This is a genomic window from Burkholderia sp. MSHR3999, assembly GCF_000833595.1.
GTDB classification, from domain to species: Bacteria; Pseudomonadota; Gammaproteobacteria; order Burkholderiales; family Burkholderiaceae; genus Burkholderia; species Burkholderia ubonensis.
The window spans coordinates 748,515-771,446 of record NZ_JRFO01000006.1; the positions used below are offsets into that span (position 1 = coordinate 748,515).

The 22,932-nt window shown below is 69.6% G+C and carries 20 protein-coding genes and 1 pseudogene; 4 read left to right on the forward strand and 17 right to left on the reverse strand.

The window, feature by feature from the left end:
• Nucleotide 1 precedes the first annotated feature (1 nt).
• Nucleotides 2–2,130 (reverse strand): annotated as a pseudogene (locus tag KY49_RS20700) (3-hydroxyacyl-CoA dehydrogenase NAD-binding domain-containing protein).
• A gap of 177 nt (nt 2,131–2,307) precedes the next feature.
• Between KY49_RS20700 and KY49_RS20705 the strand changes: the two are divergent.
• Both KY49_RS20705 and ggt read left to right on the forward strand, forming a co-directional pair.
• Nucleotides 2,308–3,270 (forward strand): LysR family transcriptional regulator, encoded by a 963-nt coding sequence (locus tag KY49_RS20705; RefSeq protein WP_010090562.1) that lies wholly within the window; start codon nt 2,308–2,310, stop codon nt 3,268–3,270.
• Between the two features lie 71 nt (nt 3,271–3,341).
• Nucleotides 3,342–5,225, forward strand: a complete 1,884-nt coding sequence (ggt, locus tag KY49_RS20710) for a gamma-glutamyltransferase (protein ID WP_042586404.1) — start codon at nt 3,342–3,344, stop codon at nt 5,223–5,225.
• A gap of 35 nt (nt 5,226–5,260) precedes the next feature.
• On the opposite strand, the gene KY49_RS20715 is transcribed toward ggt, so the two are convergent.
• The 6 genes from KY49_RS20715 to KY49_RS20740 all read right to left on the reverse strand — a co-directional run bounded on the left by KY49_RS20715 (nt 5,261) and on the right by KY49_RS20740 (nt 10,581).
• Nucleotides 5,261–6,229, reverse strand: a complete 969-nt coding sequence (locus KY49_RS20715; RefSeq protein WP_042586405.1) for an ABC transporter permease subunit — start codon at nt 6,227–6,229, stop codon at nt 5,261–5,263.
• Nucleotides 6,229–7,050 (reverse strand): taurine ABC transporter ATP-binding protein, encoded by an 822-nt coding sequence (locus KY49_RS20720; protein WP_042586406.1) that lies wholly within the window; start codon nt 7,048–7,050, stop codon nt 6,229–6,231. The genes KY49_RS20715 and KY49_RS20720 overlap by 1 nt, the downstream gene beginning before the upstream one ends.
• A gap of 27 nt (nt 7,051–7,077) precedes the next feature.
• Nucleotides 7,078–8,103, reverse strand: coding sequence for a taurine ABC transporter substrate-binding protein (tauA, locus tag KY49_RS20725; RefSeq protein ID WP_042586887.1), 1,026 nt, complete (start codon nt 8,101–8,103; stop codon nt 7,078–7,080).
• 336 nt (nt 8,104–8,439) lie between these two features.
• Entirely contained in the window at nt 8,440–9,432 is a 993-nt protein-coding gene (lipA, locus tag KY49_RS20730) for a lipoyl synthase (protein ID WP_010090554.1), read from the reverse strand.
• Nucleotides 9,425–10,171 carry a lipoyl(octanoyl) transferase LipB gene (gene lipB / locus KY49_RS20735; protein ID WP_042586407.1) on the reverse strand — a complete coding sequence of 249 codons (747 nt, stop codon included), beginning with the start codon at nt 10,169–10,171 and terminating at the stop codon, nt 9,425–9,427. Before lipB ends, lipA begins: the two co-directional genes overlap by 8 nt.
• Nucleotides 10,172–10,254: 83 nt before the next feature.
• Nucleotides 10,255–10,581, reverse strand: a complete 327-nt coding sequence (locus KY49_RS20740) for a DUF2917 domain-containing protein (RefSeq protein ID WP_042586408.1) — start codon at nt 10,579–10,581, stop codon at nt 10,255–10,257.
• A 102-nt stretch (nt 10,582–10,683) separates the two neighbouring features.
• Between KY49_RS20740 and KY49_RS20745 the strand changes: the two genes are divergently transcribed.
• On the forward strand, nt 10,684–11,628 hold the full coding sequence (locus tag KY49_RS20745; protein WP_042586409.1) for a transcriptional regulator GcvA: 945 nt from the start codon (nt 10,684–10,686) through the stop codon (nt 11,626–11,628).
• A gap of 27 nt (nt 11,629–11,655) precedes the next feature.
• Here the strand turns inward: KY49_RS20745 and KY49_RS20750 are convergent, their stop codons facing one another.
• From KY49_RS20750 to KY49_RS20795, 10 genes are all read right to left on the reverse strand, one after another.
• Nucleotides 11,656–11,964: an HP0495 family protein gene (locus KY49_RS20750; protein WP_010090550.1), complete on the reverse strand. Its 309-nt coding sequence runs from the start codon at nt 11,962–11,964 to the stop codon at nt 11,656–11,658.
• Nucleotides 11,964–12,890, reverse strand: a complete 927-nt coding sequence (locus tag KY49_RS20755) for a D-amino acid aminotransferase (protein ID WP_042586410.1) — start codon at nt 12,888–12,890, stop codon at nt 11,964–11,966. The genes KY49_RS20750 and KY49_RS20755 overlap by 1 nt, the downstream gene beginning before the upstream one ends.
• Before the next feature lie 58 nt (nt 12,891–12,948).
• Nucleotides 12,949–14,265 (reverse strand): D-alanyl-D-alanine carboxypeptidase family protein, encoded by a 1,317-nt coding sequence (locus KY49_RS20760; RefSeq protein ID WP_042586411.1) that lies wholly within the window; start codon nt 14,263–14,265, stop codon nt 12,949–12,951.
• A 440-nt stretch (nt 14,266–14,705) separates the two neighbouring features.
• On the reverse strand, nt 14,706–15,350 hold the full coding sequence (locus KY49_RS20765; RefSeq protein ID WP_042586412.1) for an alpha/beta hydrolase: 645 nt from the start codon (nt 15,348–15,350) through the stop codon (nt 14,706–14,708).
• A 17-nt stretch (nt 15,351–15,367) separates the two neighbouring features.
• Nucleotides 15,368–15,685, reverse strand: coding sequence for a (2Fe-2S) ferredoxin domain-containing protein (locus KY49_RS20770; protein ID WP_042586413.1), 318 nt, complete (start codon nt 15,683–15,685; stop codon nt 15,368–15,370).
• 106 nt (nt 15,686–15,791) lie between these two features.
• Complete coding sequence (locus tag KY49_RS20775) at nt 15,792–16,955, reverse strand: VanZ family protein (protein ID WP_042586414.1); 1,164 nt, start codon at nt 16,953–16,955, stop codon at nt 15,792–15,794.
• 16 nt (nt 16,956–16,971) lie between these two features.
• Nucleotides 16,972–17,595: an ABC-type transport auxiliary lipoprotein family protein gene (locus tag KY49_RS20780; RefSeq protein WP_042586888.1), complete on the reverse strand. Its 624-nt coding sequence runs from the start codon at nt 17,593–17,595 to the stop codon at nt 16,972–16,974.
• A gap of 35 nt (nt 17,596–17,630) precedes the next feature.
• Nucleotides 17,631–18,557 carry an MlaD family protein gene (locus tag KY49_RS20785; protein ID WP_042586415.1) on the reverse strand — a complete coding sequence of 309 codons (927 nt, stop codon included), beginning with the start codon at nt 18,555–18,557 and terminating at the stop codon, nt 17,631–17,633.
• A 28-nt stretch (nt 18,558–18,585) separates the two neighbouring features.
• Complete coding sequence (locus KY49_RS20790; protein ID WP_042586416.1) at nt 18,586–19,473, reverse strand: ABC transporter ATP-binding protein; 888 nt, start codon at nt 19,471–19,473, stop codon at nt 18,586–18,588.
• Nucleotides 19,470–20,594: an MlaE family ABC transporter permease gene (locus KY49_RS20795; protein ID WP_042586417.1), complete on the reverse strand. Its 1,125-nt coding sequence runs from the start codon at nt 20,592–20,594 to the stop codon at nt 19,470–19,472. Before KY49_RS20795 ends, KY49_RS20790 begins: the two co-directional genes overlap by 4 nt.
• A gap of 276 nt (nt 20,595–20,870) precedes the next feature.
• On the opposite strand from KY49_RS20795, the gene KY49_RS20800 reads away from it, so the two are divergent.
• Complete coding sequence (locus KY49_RS20800) at nt 20,871–22,919, forward strand: bifunctional 2',3'-cyclic-nucleotide 2'-phosphodiesterase/3'-nucleotidase (protein WP_042586418.1); 2,049 nt, start codon at nt 20,871–20,873, stop codon at nt 22,917–22,919.
• The last annotated feature ends 13 nt before the right edge of the window (nt 22,920–22,932 follow it).

Consider the following 22,932-nt stretch of genomic DNA (forward strand, 5'->3'; position numbering starts at 1 on the left):
TTTAGTCGAGGCGGTTCAGGCTCGCGAAGTTCGCGCCGCGCGCGCGACGAGCTCGACGATGAGCGGCGACGGCTTCCAGAACAGCGGATCTTCCTTCGCGAACGCGCGGATGTCGGCGAGCACGTTCGCTACGCCGACCGTGTCCGCGTAGTGCATCGGGCCGCCGCGATGGCGCGGAAAGCCGTAGCCGTGCAGGAACACCGCGTCGACGTCGAGCGGGCGCAGCGCGATCCGCTCGTGCACGACGTTCGCGCCTTCGTTGATCATCGCGGCGAGGTAGCGGCGCAGGATTTCGTCGTCGGTGAACGCGCGCGGCGTGACGCCCTTGTTCGCGCGCTCGTCGGCGACGATCGCCTCCACGTCCGGATCGGGCGTGCCGGTGCGCGCGCCGTCCGGATACAGGTAGTAGCCGCGCCCGGTCTTCTGGCCGAACCAGCCGCGTTCGCACAGCCGGTCGGAAATCCCGACGTAGCGGGCGCGCGGATCGCGCGTCGCCGCGCGGCGCTTGCGGGTCGCCCAGCCGATGTCGCCGCCCGCGAGGTCGACGACCTGGAACGGCCCCATCGGGAAGCCGAACGCGCGCACCGCGCGGTCGATCTGGTACGGCGACGCGCCGTCTTCCATCAGGTAGTCGGCCGCGGTGCGGTAGACGGCGAGGATGCGGTTGCCGATGAAGCCGTCGCACACGCCCGCACGCACCGGCGTCTTCTTCAGCTTCTTCGCAAGCTCGAACGCGGTCGCGACGACGTCGGGGCTCACGCGCGCCGGCACGACGATCTCGAGCAGCTTCATCACGTTGGCCGGCGAGAAGAAATGCAGGCCGATCACGTCGGACGGCCGGTCGATGCTCGCGGCGATCCGGTCGATGTCGAGATACGACGTGTTGGTCGCGAGCACCGCGCCCGGCTTGCACGCGCGCGCGAGCTCGGCGAACACGGCCTGCTTGACCGCCATGTCCTCGAACACGGCCTCGATCACGACGTCGGCCTGCGCGAGCGCATCGTACGACGTGCTGCCCTTGAAGCGCGCCATCCGCGCCGCATGCGCGGCGGGCGTCATCCGGCCTTTCGCGACGAGGCCGTCGTACACCTTCTCGACGTGCGCGCGGCCGCGCGCGAGCGATGCGTCGTCGCGCTCGATCATCGTCACCGGCAGCCCCGCGTCGAGCGCCGCGACCGCGATGCCCGCGCCCATCGTGCCGCCGCCGACCACGCCGATCCGCTCGACCGGCCGCGCGCTCGCGCGGCGCGCCTCGGGCGCCTTCGCGGCTTCGCGCTCCGCGAAGAACGCGTGCACGAGGCCCGCGCGCTGCGGGCTGTCGACGCATTGCAGGAACAGGCTGCGCTCGAGCTTCATCCCCGCGTCGAACGACAGCGTGAGCGCGGCCTCGACCGCGTCGACGATCTTCGCGGGCGAGAACAGCCCGCGCGACTTCTTCGCGAGCTCGGCGCGCGCCGCGTCGATCGCGGCTCGTGCGGCCGCGCGGTCCGCGAGCCCCTGCGCGTCGCGCGTGCGCCGCGCGCTCGCGCCGAGCGACAGCAGCTCCTGCACGTACGCGAGCCCTTCGGCGAGCGTGTCGTCGCTGTGCGCGAGGCGGTCGACGAGGCCGAGCGCGAGCGCCTCGTCCGCGCTCGCGTGGCGGCCGGACAGCATCAGGTCGAGCGCGGCCTTCGCGCCGATCAGCCGCGGCGCGCGCTGCGTACCGCCCGCGCCCGGCAGCAGGCCGAGCGTCACTTCGGGCAGCCCGAGCTTCGCGCCCGGCACCGCGAGCCGGTAATGCGCGGCGAGCGCGACTTCGAGGCCGCCGCCGAGCGTCGCGCCGTGCAGCGCGACCACGACCGGCTTCGCGCTCGCCTCGATCCGCTCGCACACGTCGGGCAGCGACGGCGGCGCCGCCGGCTTGCCGAATTCGCGGATGTCCGCGCCCGCGATGAAGTTGCGCCCCGCGCCGACGATCAGCACCGCGTGAATCGCGGCGTCGTGCTGCGCGGCGTCGAGCGCGTCGGCGAGGCCGCGCCGGACGTCGGCGGACAGCGCGTTGACGGGCGGATGGTCGATCGTGACGACGAGCACCTTGTCGCGCCGCTCATGCGTGACCGTGCCGGTATCGAGAGAGGTGGATGCGTTCATCGTGTCTCGGGCCCCATGCAAAACGGTAGAAGTGTCCGGCGTGCCGCCGGGTATGACACGATTCTCGATTGATCGAGATTCATTGACAATTCCAGCGTGCTTTAACAAGCTGTCAAATCCGGCTTGACACTGAATGCTTGCGAATCATTAAAAGGGATCGATGAGGAGACTTTCGGCATGGACCTGAACGCGCTGACGCTGCTCGTCGAGATCCTCGACGCCGGCAATCTCAGCAAGGCTGCGCAGCGGTTGAAGATGAGCCGCGCGAACGTCAGCTACCGGCTGAACCAGCTCGAGCGCTCGATCGGCCAGCAGCTCGTGCGGCGCACGACGCGCCGCATCGAGCCGACCGAGATCGGCTTGAAGCTCTACGAGCACGGCCGGCGCATCCGCAACGAGCTGCTCGCCGCGCAGGAGTCGGTGACGACGCTCGGCCAGGACCTGCAGGGCCGTGTACGGCTGTCGGTGCCGAGCGGCTACGGGCAGCTCGTGATGTCGGAATGGCTGCTCGCGTTCAAGCGATTGCATCCGGGCATCGTGCTCGACGTCGTGTTCGAGAACCGCGTCGAGGACCTCGTGCGCGACGAGGTCGACATCGCGATCCGCGTGATGTCCGAGCCGCCGCAGAACCTCGTCGCGCGCGACATGGGCGCGGTGCGCTACGTCGCGTGCGCGTCGCCCGCGTTCGCGGCCGCGCACGGGATGCCCGCGAGCCTCGACGCGCTGGCCGGTGCGCCCGTGATCACCGCGACGGTGATGGGCCGGCAGCTGCGCATCGCCGCGTATCTCGGCGACGAGCGCCACGAGGTGCTGCTCGAGCCGACGCTGATCTCCGAGAACTTCCTGTTCCTGCGGCAGGCGATCCTCGCCGGGCTCGGCGTCGGCATCGTGCCGGACTACGTCGTGCACGACGACGTGCGGCGCGGCGCGATCGTCACGTCGCTCGACGCGTACCGGCTGTCCATCTTCGGCACGCACATGTACATGCTCTACATGCCGAACCGGCATCACACGCGCGCGACCGCGACGTTCATAGAGTTCGTCCTCGAACAGGCCGGCAAGGCCGGCCGGGGCGGGCCCGACGCGCTGCGTCAGGGTTTCCTGTCGGATGACAAGCCGCGCGCGGCGCGGCGACAATAGCCCGCCGGCGCCTGTCGCTCCCTGTCGTTCCCTGTTGCGCCGTTTCAGCATTCACTCCTGCCGAGGGTTCAATGTCCGACCGGATTCGTCCGCGCCCGCGCTCGTGGGCGATGCTTGCCGCCGCCGCTGCGCTCGTCGCGCTCAACGCCGCCTGCACGTCCCCCGCGCCGCCCGCCGGCGCCGCCGCCGACAGCACAACCGCACCCGTTGCCGAGTCCGGCGCCGTCGCGAGCACCGCGCACGCGCCCGAACGGTCGTCCGGCTGGGCCGACAAGCCGGGCTGGACCGCGCAGCGCTACATGATCGCGGCCGCGAATCCGCTCGCGGCGCAGGCCGGCTACACGATGCTGAAGGCGGGCGGCACCGCGATCGACGCGGCAATCGCGACGCAGATGGTGCTCGCGCTCGTCGAGCCGCAATCGTCGGGCATCGGCGGCGGCGCGTTCATGCTGTATTTCGACGGCAAGGCGACGCAGGCGTACGACGGCCGCGAGACCGCGCCGGCCGCCGCAACCGAGCGCCTCTTCTACGGCCCGACCGGCCAGCCGATGAGCTTCTACGAAGGCGTCGTCGGCGGGCGCTCGGTCGGCACGCCGGGCGTGCTGCGGATGCTCGAGGCCGCGCATCGCGCGCACGGCAGGCTGCCGTGGCGGCGGCTGTTCCAGCCGGCGATCGCGCTTGCGCAGCACGGCTTCACGATCAGCCCGCGCCTCGCGACGCTGATCGCGAACGACCGCTACCTGATGAAGGACCCGGCCGCGCGCGCGTATTTCTACAACCCGGACGGCACGCCGAAGACGGCCGGCACGGTCCTGAAGAACCCGGCGCTCGCGGTCGTGCTGCGCCAGATCGCCGATCACGGCGCGAATGCGTTCTACACCGGCGCGATTGCGCGCGACATCGTCGCCAAGGTCAGGAAGCACCCGGCCAACCCGGGCCTGCTGTCGCTGCAGGACCTCGCGCGCTACAAGGCGAAGGTGCGCGAGCCGCTGTGCACCGATTACCAACGCTCGGTCGTCTGCGGGATGCCGCCGCCGTCGTCGGGCGGCCTCGCGATCGCGCAGATGCTCGGCATCCTCGAGGCAATGCCCGACTGGCAGCGGATCGGCGCGCAGAAGCCGGTGCGCAACGACGTCGGCTTCGAGCCGACGCCGTTCGCCGCGCACCTGTTCAGCGAGGCCGGGCGCCTCGCGTATGCGGACCGCGCGCGCTACGTCGCCGATCCGGACTTCGTGCCGCTGCCGGGCGGCAGCTGGGCGAGCCTCGCCGACAAGGCCTATCTCACGCAGCGCGCGCGGCTGATCGGCGACGGCAGCATGGGCGCCGCGCAGGCCGGCACGCCGCAGGGCGCGACGCTCGCGCTGGCCGACGACCGCAGCCCCGAGCTGCCGTCGACCTCCGACATCGCGATCGTCGACCGCTACGGGCACGCGCTGTCGATGACGACGAGCGTCGAGGATGCGTTCGGCTCGCGCATGATGGTGCGCGGCTTCCTGCTGAACAACCAGCTCACCGATTTCTCGTTCGTGTCGACCGAGAACGGCCGGCCGGTCGCGAACCGCGTGCAGGCCGGCAAGCGGCCGCGCTCGTCGATGTCGCCTGAGCTCGTGTTCGACCGGAAGACGAAGCAGGTCACGCTGATCGTCGGCTCCGCGGGCGGGCCGGCGATCATCAACCACGTCGCGAAGGCGCTGGTCGGCGTGCTCGACTGGGGGATGACGATGCAGCAGGCGATCGCGCTGCCGAACTTCGGGTCGATGAACGGGCCGACGCAGCTCGAGCGCGGCCGCGTGTCGGACACGCTCGTCGACGCGCTGAAGGGTCGCGGCCACACCGTGCAGGTCGTCGAGATGAACTCGGGCCTGCAGGGCATCCAGCGGCTGAACGTGCAGGGGCAGACGGTCTGGTTCGGCGGCGCGGACCCGCGGCGCGAAGGGGTTGCGATGGGGGATTGAGCGGTGGACGCGCACGACGCTCACGCGCCATGCGCTCAGCCCCGGCCCTTCCACGGCACGACCCGCCGCTCGACCCAGCGCATCCCGAGGTCGAACAGCCATGCGATCGCGCCGATGATGAGAATCCCCATCACGACGATGTCCGTGCGCAGGAAGCTCGACGCGTTCAGCACCATCTGCCCGAGCCCGGCCGTCGCGGCGACCATCTCGGCCGCGACGAGCGTCGTCCAGCCGAAGCCGATCGCGATCCGCAGCCCGGTGAGGATTTCCGGCAGCGCGGCCGGCAGCACCACGTGCCGCACGATCTGCGCGAAGCTGCCGCCGAGCGAATACGCGGCGTTGATCTGCTCGACCGTCGCGGCCCGCACGCCCGCGCGCGCCGCCATCGCGACCGGCGCGAAGCATGCGAGGAAGATCACGACGAGCTTGGCCGTCTCGTCGATCCCGAACCAGATCACGACGAGCGGCAGGTACGCGAGCGGCGGCAGCGGCCGGTAGAACTCCAGCAGCGGATCGAGCACGCCGCGCGCGACGCGGCTCACGCCCATCAGGATTCCCGCGGGAACGCCGAGCGCGGTCGCCAGCACGAACGCGCCGAACACGCGCGCGGCGCTCCAAAGCAGATGCTCGGACAACGGCAAGCCACCCTGGATGCGGCCGTGCCACGCGTCGACGAACGCCGCCCACACCGCTTCCGGCGCGGGCAGGAACAGCGGCGGCAGCCATTGCCGGTGCGTCGCGACCCACCACAGCACCACGAGCGCCGCGACCGTCGCCGCGCTCAGCGCGCCCGTCTTCCCCTGCCCCGGCAGCCGGTAGCGGCGCGACGCGCGCGCGGGCCGCACAACGCGCTCGCGCGGCGGCGCGGTGCGCTCATCCTGCTCGAAGCAGGCGGCCGCGCGATCGACCGCGCACGAATCCCGTGTGCTCATGCTGTCCTGCCTGTGCAAAGTGCCGTTCCGACCGCGCCCGCTGGACGCGCCCTGCCGCGCCAGCTCGCGCATCACGCGGCTTCCCCGACCGCTTCTCCAACCGCTTCTCCGCCCGCTTCGTCGCGATGCAGATACGCGATCAGCCGCTCCCGCCACGCGATGAAATCGGGCGACGACTTCACCGCGCGCGCGTCGCGCGATTCGACGTAGCGGCGCGCGAACGGCAGGTCGAAGGTCTCGGCGATCCGGCCTGGGCCGGGCGTCATCACGACGAGCCGCGTCGCGAGAAACAGCGCCTCCTCGACGTCGTGCGTGATGAAGAACACCGTCTTGCCGGTGCGCGCCCACACGTCGAGCACGAGTGCCTGCATCGTGGCGCGCGTCATCGCGTCGAGCGCGCCCATCGGCTCGTCCATCAGCAGCACGCGCGGATCGCTCGCGAGCGCGCGCGCGATGCCGACGCGCTGCTGCATCCCGCCCGACAGCTCGTAGACGCGCGCATGCGCATGGCGCTCGAGCCCGACGAGCGCGAGCATCTCCCGGGCGCGCGCCGCGCGCTCGACCTTCGGCACGCGGGCAAAGCGCAGCCCGAGCGCGACGTTGTCGAGCACGTCGAGCCACGGCAGCAGCGCGTATTTCTGGAACACGACGCCGCGATCGGCGCCGGGGCCCGTCACGGGCACGCCGTCGACCCGCACGTCGCCTGTCGTCGGCGCGACGAAGCCGGCCATGCAGTTCAGCAACGTCGTCTTCCCGCATCCGGACGCGCCGAGCGCGACGACGAATTCGCCGGCGTCGATGCGCAGGTCGACGCGCGCGAGCGCCTGCGTCGTCGGCCGCCCGCGCTCGCCCGGATAGGCGACCGATACCTGACGGACTTCGAGCGTGCTCATGGGTGGCTCCGCGATACGTCGCCGCGCTCAGCGCGCGGCCTTCTGCACGAACTGCGGATCGACGCCGACCGAGTAGTCGGCGAGCACCGTCTGGATCGTGCCTTGCGATTTGAGGAACGCGGCCGTCGCCGCGAGCGACTTCGCGGCGCCCGACTGCGCGCCGCCGCCGAGCCACGTCGGCGACGCCTGCTCGGCCGGCGTCGGGAATGCATAGAGCGCGAGGCTCGCGGGCACATCGGCGACGTTCGCGCCCGATACCTTCGCGACGGCCGCCACCTGCGGCGAGCCGACCTTCCACGCGGCCGCATGCGCGCGGTAATCGGCGTCGGCCGCCGCGAGCACCTTCACGAAGCGTTCGACGAATTCGGGATTTGCACGCGCGAACTTGCGGCTCACGACGAAGCCGTCGAAGGTCGCCTTGCCGCTTTCCTTTGCGACCCGCCCCGACGTCGTCAGCACGGTGCCCGACTGCTTGACCTTCGCGAGCACCGGATCCCAGATGTAGGTCGCGTCGATGTCGCCGCGCGTCCATGCGGCCGCGACTTCGGGCGGACGCAGGTTGACGATCTTCACGTCGTTCGGGTTGACGCCCGCGGCCTGCAGCGCGACGAGCGTGTGGAAGTGCGACGTCGACACGAACGGCACGCCGATCTTCCTGCCCTTCAGCGCGGCGATGCTCGTCACGCCGGAGCCGTTGCGCGCGACGAGCGCCTCGGCGTCGTTGATGTTGTCGAGCACCCAGAACAGCGAGATGTCGAGCCCCTGCGACAGGCCGGCCGCGATCGGGCTGGAACCGGCTTCGCCGAGCTGCACGGAGCCGGACGCGAGCGCGCGGATCACGTCGGCGCCGCTGTCGAGCTTGCGGAACGTGACCTTGTAGCCGGTCGCCTTCTCGACCTCGCCGCTCGCCTGCGCATAACGCCACGGGACGACCATGTCCTGGTATGCGATCACGACCTCGCGCGATTCGGCGTGCGCCGCGCCGGGCGCGGCAAAGGCGGCGAGCGCGGTCAGCGCGACGACCGCGCGGCGGATGAGGCTGAAACGGGGCATGCGGCTCTCCTTCGGCATTCTGGCGATTCAACGAGAGAGCCGACTATAGGAGGTTTGCGCGCGGCGGAAGCGAACTTATCCTGCGAAGCTATCGACGACGTTTCGGCTTTGCTTTCCACGCTGGATTGGATCGCGCGTCCGGTGGGGTGGCGATTGTCGTGCGGGGGCGTGCCTGGTTGCCTCTCGCACGACGCAGTGGCGCAACAGCTCTCGCGAGAGCCATTAACGGCCGTAGCGGCCCCGATGAGGGCCATTGATCGAAGAACGACGCGCAAACAAAAAAGCCCGCATCGCTGCGGGCTTTTCCAGGCTCGTCCGACGACGAAGCAAAGACGCTCAGACCACCCCGGCCCCATGCGCCTGCAGGTCGGCGTGATAGCTCGAACGCACCATCGCGCCGACGGCCGCGTGCGTGAAGCCCATCTTGTACGCCTCTTCCTCGTACATCTTGAAGACGTCCGGATGCACGTACGCACGCACCGGCAGGTGATGCTCGGAAGGCTGCAGGTACTGGCCGATCGTCAGCATGTCGACGTCGTGCGCGCGCAGGTCGCGCATCACCTGCAGGATTTCCTCTTCCGTCTCGCCGAGGCCGACCATCAGCCCCGACTTCGTCGCGACGTCCGGATGCAGCGCCTTGAAGTCCTTCAGGAGCTTCAGCGAGTGCGCGTAGTCCGAGCCCGGGCGTGCTTCCTTGTACAGGCGCGGCACCGTTTCGAGGTTGTGGTTCATCACGTCGGGCGGCGCGGCGTTCAGGATCGAAATCGCGCGGTCGAGGCGGCCGCGGAAGTCCGGCGTCAGGATCTCGATGCGCGTTTCCGGCGACTGCTCGCGCACTTCGCGGATGCACTCGACGAAGTGGGCGGCGCCGCCGTCGCGCAGGTCGTCGCGGTCGACGCTCGTGATCACCACGTACTTGAGCTTCAGCGCGGCGATCGTGCGCGCGAGGTTCTTCGGCTCGTCGGCGTCGAGCGGATCGGGACGGCCGTGGCCGACGTCGCAGAACGGGCAGCGGCGCGTGCACTTGTCGCCCATGATCATGAACGTCGCGGTGCCCTTGCCGAAGCACTCGCCGATGTTCGGGCAGCTCGCTTCCTCGCACACCGTATGCAGGTTGTGCTCACGCAGGATCGTCTTGATCTCGTTGAAGCGCGAGCTGCCGGTGGCCGCCTTCACGCGGATCCACTCGGGCTTCTTCAGCCGCTCGATCGGAATGACCTTGATCGGGATGCGCGCCGTCTTCGCCTGCGCCTTCTGCTTGGCGGTCGGATCGTAGGCCGGGGTCGCGGCCGAATCGGCCGGTGCGGGGGAAGCGGTAACGTCAGTCATTCGAATGTTCCAGTGCCTGCGGCTTGTCGGCGGCCGCGGATGCGCCGTCGAGGTTGGCGATCAGACGGCGCACCAGCGTATGGGCAACGTCGTTCCAGTCGGCGGCAACCTCGAGGCTCGCCATGTCGACGGTTTCCAGTCCGGCATAGCCGCACGGATTGATCGCGAGAAACGGGCGCAGATCCATCTTCACGTTCAGGCTCAGCCCGTGATAGCTGCAGCCGTTGCGGATCTTCAGGCCGAGGGCCGCGATCTTCGCGCCCTCGTGAACGCCCGACGCCACGTAGATGCCCGGCGCGCCCGCCTTGCGGACCGAAGCGAGATTATACGCCGCGAGGGTTTCGATCACGGCCTCCTCGATCCGGGACACCAGCGTGCGGACCATCAGCTTGCGCCGGCGCAAGTCCAGCAGCAGGTACATGACGATCTGGCCGGGGCCGTGATAGGTGATCTGCCCGCCGCGGTCGACCCGCACGAGCGGGACGCCGCTGTCGGCGACCAGCAGGTGGGCCGGATCGCCCGCCTGCCCGAGCGTGTAGACGGGCGGATGCTCGACCACCCAGATTTCGTCGCCGGTATCCGCGGTGCGCGCATCGGTGAACGCGCGCATCGCGTCGAAGCTCGCGTCGTACGGCTCGACGCCGCGCCAGCGTACCGTCACCGGTGAGGCCGGTTGGGCTGCGGGCGAATCGGGTGCGGCGACAGGCGTGGACACAGTGGAAACCGGCGAGACGGACATGGGCGGTAGTTTACCGAAAACCCAAGGGTCTCGCCGGCTATCGAAAGGGACGGATCGACGACATCCGTCTGATCAGAACGGCGTCAGACGGTGCGCCACCCGCTCTGCAACAGCGCCGCGACGCGCTCGCGCAGCCGGGCGAGCCCCGTCAGCGCGACTTCCTTCGGCGGCCGCGACACCGAGAACGCGACGCACGCGCTCTGCGCGCCCTCGGCGCTCAGCCACAGGCGCTCGCCGCGGCGCAGCCGCAGCGTTTCGCCGTCCGCGAGGAAGTAGTCGTCGACGTCGTTGCTGCGCGTCGCCCACACCGGCCCGCACTGGACCGTCAGCCGCGTGCTGCGCCGCACCCGCATCGGAACGGTTTCGCCAGGGGGAATCTCGAACGTGATGCTTGAAGAAATTTCTTGCATGATGGGCTCCGCCAAAAAATGCTTCGATGGCTACAATCGTAGTCATCCCAAGGCGTCCGACCAAACGACCAATTTTCACGTCGATGTGAGGAAAATTAGCAAATGGACCTGCGCCAGCTCCCCGCGCTGAATGCGATTCGCGCGTTCGAGGCCGCCGCCCGCCACGAAAACTTCTCGCGCGCCGCCGACGAGCTGTTCGTCACACACGGGGCGGTCAGCCACCAGGTGCGCGCGCTCGAGGAGGAGCTCGGCGTGCAGCTCTTCACGCGCAACGGCAAGCGCCTGTGCCTGACCAACGCCGGCATCCGCTACGCGCAGCAGGTCCGCACCGCGCTGATGATGCTCGTCGAGGCAACGCGCGAAGTCCGCGCGAGCGACCGCGACCGGCGGCTGGTGATCTCGATGCTGTCGTCGTTCGCGGCGCGCTTCGTGACACCGCGCATCGGCTCGTTCATCGAGCAGCATCCGGAGATCGACGTCGAGCTGCAGTCGACCAACACCCTCACCGATTTCGCGCGCGACGACGTCGACATCGCGATCCGCTTCGGGTTCGGCACCTATCCGGGGCTGTACGTGGAGCCGCTGCTCGACGAGGCGTTCTTCCCGGCCTGCGCGCCGACGCTGAACGGCGGCGTGCTGCCGAAGACGCCCGCGGATCTGGCCCGCTACAACCTGCTGCGCTCGGACGACGAGCTGTGGCGACCGTGGTTCGACGCGGCGGGCCTCGATACGCTGACGGAGCCGAAGCGCGGCATCCTGTACCAGGATTCGTCGAACCTGCTGCAGGCGGCGATCGACGGCCAGGGCATCGCGCTCGTGCGGCGCTCGCTCGCGGTGCACGAGCTGCGGCTGGGGCGCCTCGTGCGCCTGTTCGACATCGACGGGCCGAGCCCGTGGAATTATTTCTTCGTGTGCCCGCCGCCGCTGCTGGGTACGCCGCGCGTGCAGGCGTTCAGGACGTGGATATTGCAGGAAGTCGCCGAATTCAAGCTGCTGTGCGGCGAACTGGACGCGCGCCGCGCGGCGGAGAAATCCGCCGCCGCGTGAGCGCGCAAGGAAGGAATCAGGAAGGGATCAGAGCACGACCTTGACCATCGGATGGCCGGTCAGCGCGCGGTAGATGTTGTCGAGCTGCTCCTGGCTCGTCGCGCGCACGGTGATCGTGAGGCCCGTGTAGTTGCCGCCGCTCGACGCACGCTCCTCGATCTTCTCGAGGTCGATTTCGTTGTCGTGGACGCTCACGACCTTGAAGATCGTGTCCTTGAACTCCGGGTGCGCCTTACCCATGATCTTGATCGGGAAATCGCACGGGAACTCCAGCAGCGATTCCTTCCGGGTATCGATCGCGCCGGTCAGCTCGACGGTTTTGGACGGTTCGCTCATCACTTTCTCCGGGTTAGGTCAAACTGTTCAAACTCGCGCGCCTTCGCGCGCTGGTACGCGTCGTACAACGCCGCGAATACCGGGCCGGGCTTGCCGCCATTCACCGGCAAATCGTCGAGCGCCGTGACGGGCAGCACTTCCTTCGTTGCCGACGTGATCATGATCTCGTCGGCCGCGCGCAGCTCCACTTCGCTGATTTCGCGCGCGACGAACGGAATCCCGCATTCGTCGGCCAGCTCCTCGAGCAGCGCGTAGCGGATCCCCTCGAGAATCCTGTTGCTGCGCGGCGGCGCAAGCAGCTCGCCGTTCTTCACGATCCACACGTTCGACGACGAGCCTTCGGTCAGGTTGCCGTCGCGCAGCTGCAGCGTCTCGAACGCGTCGTGCTCGACCGCATGCTGCGCCATCAGCACGTTGCCGAGCAGCGAGGTCGACTTGATGTCGCAATGCAGCCAGCGCCGATCCTCGGCGGTCACGCAGCGCACGCCGGCCGCGCGCTCGTCGGCGCACGGCACGCGCAGCGGGCTCGTCATCACGAACACGGTCGGCACGGCGTTCGCCGGGAACGCGTGGCCGCGCTTCGCGACGCCGCGCGTCACCTGGATATAGACGAGCGCGTCGCCGGCGCCGAGGCCATCGGCGTTCGCCGCGACGACGCGCTCGATCAGCGCGCGCCACCCCGCGTCGTCGTGCGGGTTCGCGATGCCGATCTTCTTCAGGCTGCGCTCGAGCCGCGCGAGATGCTGGGCGATCCGGAACGGCACGTGCGCGCCGTCGTGTGCGTAGACGGGGACGACCTCATACACACCGTCGCCGAAGATGAACCCGCGGTCGAGCACCGGGATGCGGGCTTGCGACAGCGGCACTATCTCTTCCTGCGAGGAGACGCTCAGGTAGACGATCGGGTCGAATTCGGCTTGGCTCATGGCTATGTCAGATGGGGATGAAGTCGTCGAAACAAAGGCCCGGTCTGCTGGCTTGCGCTTACTTCTTCTTGCTGAACATCAGCAGGATCGAGTCCCAGATGCGACCGAAGATACCCGCTTCCGGCACCGCCTGCAGCGCGACGACCGGGAACTGCGACAGCGTCTTGCCGTCGGCGACGATCTTCACCGTGCCGACCGGCTGGCCGTCCGCGAGCGGCGCGATCAGCGGCGCGTTCACCTCGACCTCGGTCTTCACCTTGTCGCCGAGGCCGCGCGGCACCGTCACCCACTGGTCGCCCTTCACGCCGACCTGCACGTTGTTGCTCTTGCCCTTGTAGAGGCGCGGCGTCGAGATCGCCTGGCCGCCCTTGAACAGGCGCACCGCATCGAACGCGCTGTAGCCGTAGTTCAGCATCTTCATGCTGTCCTGCGTGCGGTCGCTTTCCTTGGTCTCGCCCATCATCACCGACACGAGGCGGCGCGGCGCATCCGCCGTGCCCGGCATCTGCCGCTTCGCCGACGAGATCAGGCAGTAGCCCGCTGCCTGCGTGTGGCCGGTCTTCAGGCCGTCGACCGTCGGGTCGAGCCACAGCAGGCGGTTGCGGTTGCCCTGGCGGATGTTGTTGTACTTGAATTCCTTCTCCGAGAAGATGCTGTAGTACTGCGGAAAATCGCGGATCAGGTGCGCGGACAGCGTCGCGAGATCGCCGGCCGTCGTGTAGTGGTTCGGGTCGGGCATGCCGTTCACGTCGGCGAAGTGCGTGCCCTTCATGCCGAGACGCTTGACCTCGTCGTTCATCATGTTGACGAACTGCGCCTCGCTGCCGCCGACCAGTTCGGCGAGCGCGATCGCCGCGTCGTTGCCCGACTGGATGATCATCCCGTACACGAGGTCGTGCACCGACACCGGCTTGTCCGCCTCGATGAACATCCGCGACTCGTCGGTGCCGACGCGGCGCACCGCTGCGCTCGGCGTGACGATCTGCTCCATCGAGATCTTCTTCTTGTCGAGCGCCTCGAACACGAGGTACGCGGTCATCAGCTTCGTCAGCGACGCCGGCTCGACGCGCTCGTCCGCATTGCCCGACGCGAGCACGGTGTTGCTCGTCGCGTCGACGAGCACCCACGAACGCGCGTTCACGCCCGGCGGCGGCACCGCGCCCGGCATGTAGGTCGCGGGCGCGCCGGTCGCCTCGGGCGCGGCGGCCGGCGCGGCATGCGCTGCCTTGGCCTTGGCGGCGGGCTTCGCCTCGGCGGCGACGATCGTCGACGCGAGCGCGACGGGCAGCATCACGCCGAGCGCGACGTTGCGCGCGGCGGTGCCGAAGGCGATGGTAGAAGCGAGGGACTTGAGGCCTTGGGAGGACAAACGCATGATCGATTCAGGCTGAGATGGCAGAAAGTACGGGCGCGAAAAAAAAGCACGGACGCACGGTTGAATGGCAAGGCGGCGGGCGTTTCGGCCTGCACCTGAAACGTCAGGCGATGCGAAACGCGCCGGTTGGACTCGTGCGGACGCGTTCGGTTCGCGGCCGGCGCAGCGCGTGCGCGACGGGCAGCGAATCGAGCGCCGCATGGGCCCGGCCGGGCCGCGGGCGACGCGAAATCCGGCCATTATACGTGGCCGCGACGGGCATTTTCGTGAATGCGGCGCCGCGCAGGCACGGATCGGCGACGCGAGGTTGGCGCGACGCGAATGTGCAGGACCACTATCGAAGGAAGACGAAAGATGCGCGCAGGCGGCATGCAAGCGCGCCGAAAAAAGGGGCGAAACGCGCCGCGCCGCCCGGCGGCGAAGCGCGCTCTGGCGCCGCTCTAGCGCCACGCGTCGATCACGACGCGCTTGAGCACATGCAGCTTGCGATGAAAGAAATGCTCGGCGCCGGGAATCACGACGACCGGCAATTCCTGCGGCCGCGCCCAGTCGTACACCGACGCGATCGGCACCGTGTCGTCGGTCTCGCCATGGATCACGAGCGTGTTCTCCGGCACGTCGGCAACCTGCCAGCGGCTCGCGGCCGTGCCGACGAACACGATCCGCTCGATCGCGTCGCCCGCATCGCGCAGCCGCTTCGCGACGTGCGACAGCACGAAGGTGCCGAACGAGAAGCCGGCCAGCACGAGCGGCAGGTCCGCATACGCGGGCTGCGCGCGCATGTGCGCGAGCACCGCGAGCAGGTCGTCGGCTTCGCCGAGGCCGTTGTCGTGCACGCCTTCGGTCGCGCCGACGCCGCGGAAGTTCGACCGGTAGACGACGTAGTTGAGCTGCACGAGCGTGCGCGCCAGGGTTTGCGCGACCTTGTTGTCCATCGTGCCGCCGAACAGCGGATGCGGATGCGCGACGAGCGCGATGCCGCGCGGCGCGGCGCTGCCTTCGCGCACCGCGTCGGGCAGGTCGACGGCGATCTCGATCTGGCCGACGGGGCCGGCGATCAGCGATTTCTGCGTATGTGCGTTCATGCTTGCGACCGCCCCGCTCAGATCTTCAGGCGATCGACGACCTTGCCGTCGCGCAGGTGCGATTCGACGATCTCGTCGATGTCGGCGCGGTCGACGTACGTGTACCACGTGCCTTCCGGATAGACGACCATCACGGGCCCCTCCTGGCAGCGGTCGAGGCAGCCGGCCTTGTTGATGCGGACCTTGCCCGGCCCGGCGAGGCCAAGCTCCTTCACGCGCTTTTTCGCGTATTCCTGCATGGTCTGCGCGTCGCACTGCGCGCAGCTCGGACGTTCGGCGCCGGGCTCGCGCTGGTTCAGACAGAAGAAGACGTGGTGCTGGTAGTAGGAATCCATGATGGTGACGGCGAGCGGCCCGGCGACGAGGCCGGGTCGGAAGTGGCAGGTGAATGGTGCGGACGATTATAGCGAGCGGCGCGCGCGGCTGCCCGCGCCGCTACCGTCACCGGCGCGGCCGTCCGGGCTGGGCGGCCGGCAGCCACGCGCGCTCGACACGCAGCCCGAGCCAGATCAGCGCCGCGTAGGGCCAGATCCACGCGAGCCAGCGCGCGATGCTGTTGAAGTGCACGTAGCGCCCCTGCCGCCAGCCGGACAGCGTGAAGTCGAAGAACGGGTTGACGGGCAGCAGGTTGACGAGCGCGACGCCCGCGGCGAGCGCGGCGGCGGCGAGCGCCGCCCGCCACGCGTCGGGCACGTACAGCGCGGCGAGCGCCGCCGCGAAGCCGAGCTCGATGCCGAGCCGCGCGCCGGGCGTCGCCCACACGACGACGAGCCCGGTGGCCGACTGCATGTACGTCGCGGCGGACTTCAGCACGAGCGCCGCGGCGACGAGCACGATCAGGAGCCGCACGCGCGGCGCGCGCGGCCGCATCGCGAGCGACGCGATCGCGAGCGCGGGGAACAGCATCAGTCCGCCGAGCACGGCCTCCCATCCGGAATCGGACAGCCAGCCGTCGACCCGCTCGGGCCATGCCGACACGTGCCACGCGGCCGGCAGCCACGCGAGCAGCGCGTCCTGCATCGACGCGTCGGCGCGCTCCCACAGCGCGGCCGGCCAGTCGCCGATGCCGAACAGGAACGGGGAAGGAAACAGGATCGCGAACGGCCAGAGCGCGGCCAGCAGCAGCGGCGTCGCGCCGTCCGGCTGGAACCACGCGAAGCGCAGCCGCCTGAGCGCGCCGCGATCGAGCAGCGCGCCGGTCGCGGGCGCCATGAGCGCCGCGCCCAGCAGCGCGCCGAGCGCGTTGGCGGCGAGATCGAGATTCGACGCGACGCGCGTGGGCAGGTAGGTCTGCAGCGCCTCCATCGCCCCGGACAGCAGCGCGCCGAGCACGCCGGCGATCAGCGTCGCGCCGACGCCGCGCCAGCGCGGATGCAGCGCGAGCACCGCGAGGGCGCCGAACGGCAGGTAGCCGAGCACGTTCGTCACCACGTCGAACGCGGTCACGTAGCGCTGCATCGGCGCGAACAGGTAGTCGAACGGGCCGATGCCGAGCGCGGTCCAGCCGTCGAACGGATACAGCGACGCGTAGACGATGAGCACCGCGTACGCGGCGAGCGCCTGCCGCGCCAGCGTCGATGCGCGGGGCGAGCCGGGCACGCTCATCGCGGGCGCCCGCGCATTACGGCGTGCCCGCGTAGGCCTGCATGCCGACCCAGGCGGCGATCTGCGCGACGAGATCGTCGCTCGCCGCCGCGAGCGCGCGCGCGCCGCCGGCGGCGTCCGGCGTGCTCGACGGCGCGCGCGCGACGAACGTGCGCTGGCCGAGCACCTTGCCGTCCTGCGTGAGCGTCGCGCGCGCGGTGACGGCGCCGTGGCTTTGCGACTCGCCGTCGAACACCTGCTCGAACTCGCTCAGGTCGATCCGCAGCGTCGGTGCGCGCACGCCGTCGGCGCCCTCGAGCACCGCGCCGCGCGACGACAGCGCGCCGCGCAGCCGCTGCGTGAGCAGCTGCGCGGGCGGCGCGGTCCAGCGGCTGTCGCGGTAGACGGCCATGCGCTGCGCATCCGCATAGGCGAGCCGGTAGACGAACTTGTCCGAATCGAGCGCGTCGGGCGCGGCGACGTCGAGCACCTTCAGCGCGGGGCCGCGGCCGGCGGTCGCGACCGGCGCGGCCGGGCCGAGGTCGTAGCGGACGTTCGACAGCGCCGCGTTTTCGCCGGCGCAGCCGGCCGCGAGCGCGAGCGTCAGCACGGCGAGCGCGGCGGCGGCCGGGCGCAGCGCGCGGGCGAGGGTTCGAGGCATGACGTGTTCCTGCATGAGATTTCCGGATTCGATGATCAGTGGGCCGTCGCGCCCGGCCAGACGAAGCCCGCCTCGCCCGGCCCGGGCGCCGCGCCCGGCGCGCCGAACAGCAGGCTGCGCGGATTGCGGCCGAGCTCGCCCGCGACGTCCTTCAGCTGGCGCGACGCGTCGCCGACGCTCGCCGCCAGCGCATTGAAGCGCGGCAGCGTGTCGTACTGCACGCGCGCGTTCAGCTCGTTGAGCGCGTCGCCGATATGCTCGGCGGCCGTGCCGGCCTTGTTCAGGTTCCCGACGAGCGGGCCGTTCGGCTGCAGTAGCGTGTTCGCCGACGCCATCGCGCGGTTGACCTCGTGCATCGTGCCGGGCAGCGCCGCGACCGCCGGGCCGAGCTGCTTCGACAGCGTCGCCGCGCCGTCCGCCGCGTGCTGCAGGCTTTCCGCCGTCGCGCGCAGCTGCTCGCGCATCTCGGGCGACATCAGCTCGTTCGCGCTCTTCGCCGCCAGTTCGAACTGCCGCAGCAGCACGTCGCCGCGCTGCTGGATCTGGTCGAACAGGCTCGGGTGCATCGGGATCTGCGCGACCGCCTTCGCCGACGACGGCAGCGGCGACAGGTCGGTGCCCGTGTCGTCGAGCTGCACGAACGCGATGCCCGTCACGCCCTGGAAGCCGAGGCTGCCGAAGGTCGACTGCGTGATCGGCGCGTCCTTGTCGACCATGATGCGGATGCGAATCTGCCCGGGACGCGAGCGGTCGAAGCCGATCGACTGCACCTTGCCGACGTCGAGGCCGCGATAGCGCACCGCCGCGTCCGGAAACAGCCCGGTGACGTTGGTGCGCGCGATCAGGTCGTACGGAACGCGCACGGCGCGATCGACGTTGAACCAGAACACGGCGCCCGCGATCGCGAGCGTCAGCGCGATCGTGAACAGGCCGGCCCAGAACGCATGAGATTTGTTTTCCATTCGCGGGTTCCTTCGTGCTTTCCTGCTGCTACAGCTCGGCGCTCGCCGGCGCCGGTTCGAGGGCTGCCGGCGGCAGCTTCGCGCGCCGCTCGGGCGGCAGCGCCTGCAGCGCGCGCCGGCCGCGCAGCCCCAGAAAATATTCGTGGATGAACGGGTGGTCGACGCTCGCGGCCTCCTCGACCGGCGCGGCGACCAGCACCTTGCGGTCGGCGAGCACCGCGACGCGCGTCGACAGCGCGACCATCGTGTCGAGATCGTGCGTCACCATCACGACGGTCAGCCCGAGCGTGCGGTGCAGCGTCGCGATCAGCTCGACGAATTCTTCCGACGCCTGCGGGTCGAGCCCCGCCGTCGGCTCGTCGAGGAACAGCAGCTCCGGCTCGAGCGCGATCGCGCGCGCGATGCCGACCCGCTTCACCATCCCGCCCGACAGCGCGGCCGGCATCTTCGACGCATGCTTGCACGGCAGCCCGACCATCTCGAGCTTGAGCATCACGATGTCGTGCAGCAGGTCGGCCGGCACGCGGCCGAGCTCGCGCAGCGGCTGCGCGACGTTGTCGAACACCGTCATCGACGAGAACAGCGCGCCCTGCTGGAACAGCATCCCGGAACGGGTGCGCATCGCCCGCGCGGTCGCCGCGTCGATCTTCGACGTGTCCTCGCCGAACACCTTGATCGTGCCCGACGTCGGCCGCTCGAGGCCGAGGATCTGCCGCACCAGCGTCGTCTTGCCCGAGCCCGAGCCGCCGACGATCGACACGATCTCGCCGCGCCGCACGTCGAAATCGAGCTTCTGGTGGATGATGTTGCGCCCGTAGCGCTTCGTCAGGTTGCGCACCTCGATCACGAGCTCGTCGCGCTGCGCGGCGCCGGCGGGCGCCGCGTCATCGGTTGTCGGCAGGTTCAGCATGTTCATCCGAGCCCCACGTTCTGAAACAGCATCGCGAACACCGCGTCGGCGAGGATCACGACCGTGATCGACGTGACGACCGACGTCGTCGTGCCTTCGCCGAGGCTCTGCGAGTTCGCCTTGATGCGGAAGCCGAAATGGCACGCGACGAGCGCGATCAGCATGCCGAACACGACACCCTTGCCGAGCCCGATGTACAGGTTCGCGATCGGCACGACGCCCGGCAGCGAGCGCACGAAGAAGCTGAAGTCGATGCCGAGCGCGAGCTTCGCGGCGAGCGCGCCGCCCGTGAGCGCGATGATGTTGGTCCACATCACGAGCAGCGGCATCGCGACGCCGAGCGCGAGCACCCGCGGCAGGACCAGCCGCAGCCCGTGCGGGATGCCCATCACGCGCATCGCGTCGAGCTCCTCCGTCACGCGCATCACGCCGATCCGCGCGGTGATCGCCGAGCCCGAGCGGCCGGCGACGAGGATCGCCGACAGCACCGGCCCGAGCTCGCGGATCACCGACAGCCCCAGGATGTTCACGATATACCGGTTCGCGCCGAACATCTGCAATTGCTGCGCGGACAGGTAGCTCAGCACGATGCCGATCAGGAACGCGACGAGCGCGGTGATCGGCAGCGCCTGCGCGCCCGCGCTGTAGACGTTCGCCGACGTCTCCTTCCACGGCATCGTCTTCGGCCGGCGCAGCACCGACAGCGCATCGAGCACCACGCGGCCGAACATCGTGATGCCGCCCTGCAGGTGTTCCGCGAACGTGAAGAGCGCGCGGCCGAGGCGCGTGACGGGATCGATGCGCGCGATGCGCTCGGGCGCCTCGCGCTGGCGGTCGAGCCGCTCGATGCGCTCGAAGATCGTGCGCTGGGTCTCGGTGAGCGCGATGCCGTCCGGCAGCTTGCGGCCCCAGACCCGCCACAGCGCCTGGCCGCCGACGTGGTCGATCCGCTCGATGCCGGACAGGTCCCATTCGCGCACGCGGCCTTTCGCGAGCCCCGCGACCCGGCGCGCGACGACGCCGCGGTTGCGCGCCAGCGCGAGCGCGGTCCACTGTCCGTACAGGCGCACGGTCGGGCCCGGGCCGCCGGCATCGACCGACAGGCCGGGAGGAGTGTCGAAATCCAAGGCGGCTTGTTTGCAAATGAATGACACCGGCCATTGTAACGAACCGTCCGCTCCCGCGACGCGAGGATTTCCGCCGGGGGCGGGCGGCCCGCCCCGGACGCCTGCAGTGCGTCGCCCACAGCCGGCCGCCTCCATTTCACCGGCCGTTGCGGCCCTTTCATTCCACCGTCACGTTTCCTTTCGATACTCTCACGCTTCGCACGACCGGCCGTCGGCGCGCCACACGCGCCGCTTTCCGTGCGACCCACGACAACAGAACACCAAACAGGACAACCGATGCGATTCCCCTCGCTTCTCCGCCATCGCGCGCCGGCAGCCGCCGCGCTCGCGAGCCTCGCCTTTCTCGCCGCGTGCAACGGCGACGGCGTGAGCGCCCCGCCGTCGTCGCAGGCGCCCGCCGGCACCAAGGCGACCCTCGCGCTGCTCGAGACGACCGACCTGCACACGAACGTGCTCTCGTATGACTATTTCAAGCTCGCGGCGGACAACTCGCTCGGCTTCGAGCGCGTGTCGACGCTGATCGCGCAGGCCCGCGCGCAGTACCCGAACACGCTCCTGCTCGACAACGGCGACACGATCCAGGGCACCGCGCTCGCCGACTACCAGGCGCTCGTGAATCCGGTCGGCTGCGACCAGACGCTCGCGATCTACAAGGTGATGAACGCGGCGAAGTTCGACGGCGGCGGGATCGGCAACCATGAATTCAACTACGGGCTGCCGTACCTGTCGCAGGTGACCGGCAACACGTTCGACGTCGACGGCATGCCCGCGCAGCAGAAGAAGTGCGCGGGCCCGGCGTTCCCGCAGGTGCTCGCGAACGTGATCAGCGCGAAGACCAACGCGCCCCTCTTCACGCCGTACACGATCCTGACCCGCACGATCACCGCGACCACGCCGGACGGCAAGACGGTCAGCGCGCCGGTGAAGGTCGGCATCATCGGCTTCACGCCGCCCGCGATCATGAACTGGGACAAGCGCTGGCTCGACGGCAAGGTCTACACGACCGGCCTGAAGGAAGCGGCCGAGAAGTACATTCCGGAGATGCGCGCGAAGGGCGCGGACCTCATCGTCGCGATCTCGCACGGCGGGCTCGACAACTCGGCGTACTCGCCGACGATGGAAAACGGCAGCTGGTGGCTGTCGACCGTGCCGGGCATCGACGCGATGCTGATCGGCCACTCGCACCAGGTGTTCCCGGATGCGAACAGCACGGTGCCGCAGTTCAACCTGCCGGGCGTCGACAAGGTCAAGGGCACCGTCAACGGCGTGCCGACCGTGATGGCGAACTACTGGGGCAAGCACCTCGGTGTGATCAAGCTCGGCCTCGCGTTCGACGGCAAGACCTGGAGCGTCGACAAGTCGCTCACGACCGTCGAGGCGCGCCCGATCCAGAACGCGGACAAGAGCTACGTCGCCGCCGACCCGTCGGTGGCGGCCGCGATCGCCGCCGAGCACCAGGCGACGATCAACTACGTGAAGACGCCGATCGGCTCGACCGACTACCGGATGACCTCGTATTTCGCCGACGTCGGCGATCCGGGCGCGATCCAGATCGTCAACGAGGCGCAGGCCGACTACGTGAAGACCTACGTGCAGGCGAACCTGCCGCAGTACGCGTCGCTGCCGGTGCTGTCGGTCAGCGCGCCGTTCAAGAGCGGCTTCGGCGGCGGCAACGACTTCACCGACGTCGCGCCGGGCGCACTCGCGATCAACAACGCGGCCGACCTGTACCTGTATCCGAACACCGTCTACGCGGTGAAGGTGAGCGGCGCGGACGTGAAGAACTGGCTCGAGACCGCCGCGAAGCGCTTCAACCGGATCGATCCGACGCAGGCAACCGTGCAGAAGCTCGTCAGCAGCTTCCCCGGCTACAACTTCGACATGTTCACGTCCGCCGATCTGTCGTACGAGATCGACGTCACGCAGCCGGTCGGCAGCCGGATCAGGAACCTGACGTACAAGGGCGCGCCGATCGACCCGAACGGGCAGTTCATCGTCGCGACCAACAACTACCGCGCGAGCGGCGGCGGCAACTTCCCCGGCCTCGATGGCAGCAAGACGATCTTCGCGTCGCCGGACGCGAACCGCGACGTGCTGATCGCGTTCATCAAGAAGCGCGGCGCGATCACGCGCGCGGCGGACGGCGCGCAGCGCAGCTGGCGCTTCACGAAGCTCGCGAGCTCGGTCGCGCACGTGCAGTTCGCGTCCGCGCCGAACCGCCTCGCCGACGCGGCGGCGGCCGGCCTGACCGGCATCACGCAGGTCGCGGCCGACGACGGCTCGGGCAAGAACCTCGCCACCTACGAGATCGACCTGACGCAATGAAGTCCACGATGAA

Coding starts and splice junctions, on each gene's coding strand:
- KY49_RS20705 (WP_010090562.1), top strand. CDS start 2,308: ATGGACCTGAACGCGCTGACGCTGCTCGTCGAGATCCTCGACGCCGGC.
- ggt (WP_042586404.1), top strand. CDS start 3,342: ATGTCCGACCGGATTCGTCCGCGCCCGCGCTCGTGGGCGATGCTTGCC.
- KY49_RS20715 (WP_042586405.1), bottom strand. CDS start 6,229: ATGCGCGAGCTGGCGCGGCAGGGCGCGTCCAGCGGGCGCGGTCGGAAC.
- KY49_RS20720 (WP_042586406.1), bottom strand. CDS start 7,050: ATGAGCACGCTCGAAGTCCGTCAGGTATCGGTCGCCTATCCGGGCGAG.
- tauA (WP_042586887.1), bottom strand. CDS start 8,103: ATGCCCCGTTTCAGCCTCATCCGCCGCGCGGTCGTCGCGCTGACCGCG.
- lipA (WP_010090554.1), bottom strand. CDS start 9,432: ATGACTGACGTTACCGCTTCCCCCGCACCGGCCGATTCGGCCGCGACC.
- lipB (WP_042586407.1), bottom strand. CDS start 10,171: ATGTCCGTCTCGCCGGTTTCCACTGTGTCCACGCCTGTCGCCGCACCC.
- KY49_RS20740 (WP_042586408.1), bottom strand. CDS start 10,581: ATGCAAGAAATTTCTTCAAGCATCACGTTCGAGATTCCCCCTGGCGAA.
- KY49_RS20745 (WP_042586409.1), top strand. CDS start 10,684: ATGGACCTGCGCCAGCTCCCCGCGCTGAATGCGATTCGCGCGTTCGAG.
- KY49_RS20750 (WP_010090550.1), bottom strand. CDS start 11,964: ATGAGCGAACCGTCCAAAACCGTCGAGCTGACCGGCGCGATCGATACC.
- KY49_RS20755 (WP_042586410.1), bottom strand. CDS start 12,890: ATGAGCCAAGCCGAATTCGACCCGATCGTCTACCTGAGCGTCTCCTCG.
- KY49_RS20760 (WP_042586411.1), bottom strand. CDS start 14,265: ATGCGTTTGTCCTCCCAAGGCCTCAAGTCCCTCGCTTCTACCATCGCC.
- KY49_RS20765 (WP_042586412.1), bottom strand. CDS start 15,350: ATGAACGCACATACGCAGAAATCGCTGATCGCCGGCCCCGTCGGCCAG.
- KY49_RS20770 (WP_042586413.1), bottom strand. CDS start 15,685: ATGGATTCCTACTACCAGCACCACGTCTTCTTCTGTCTGAACCAGCGC.
- KY49_RS20775 (WP_042586414.1), bottom strand. CDS start 16,955: ATGAGCGTGCCCGGCTCGCCCCGCGCATCGACGCTGGCGCGGCAGGCG.
- KY49_RS20780 (WP_042586888.1), bottom strand. CDS start 17,595: ATGCCTCGAACCCTCGCCCGCGCGCTGCGCCCGGCCGCCGCCGCGCTC.
- KY49_RS20785 (WP_042586415.1), bottom strand. CDS start 18,557: ATGGAAAACAAATCTCATGCGTTCTGGGCCGGCCTGTTCACGATCGCG.
- KY49_RS20790 (WP_042586416.1), bottom strand. CDS start 19,473: ATGAACATGCTGAACCTGCCGACAACCGATGACGCGGCGCCCGCCGGC.
- KY49_RS20800 (WP_042586418.1), top strand. CDS start 20,871: ATGCGATTCCCCTCGCTTCTCCGCCATCGCGCGCCGGCAGCCGCCGCG.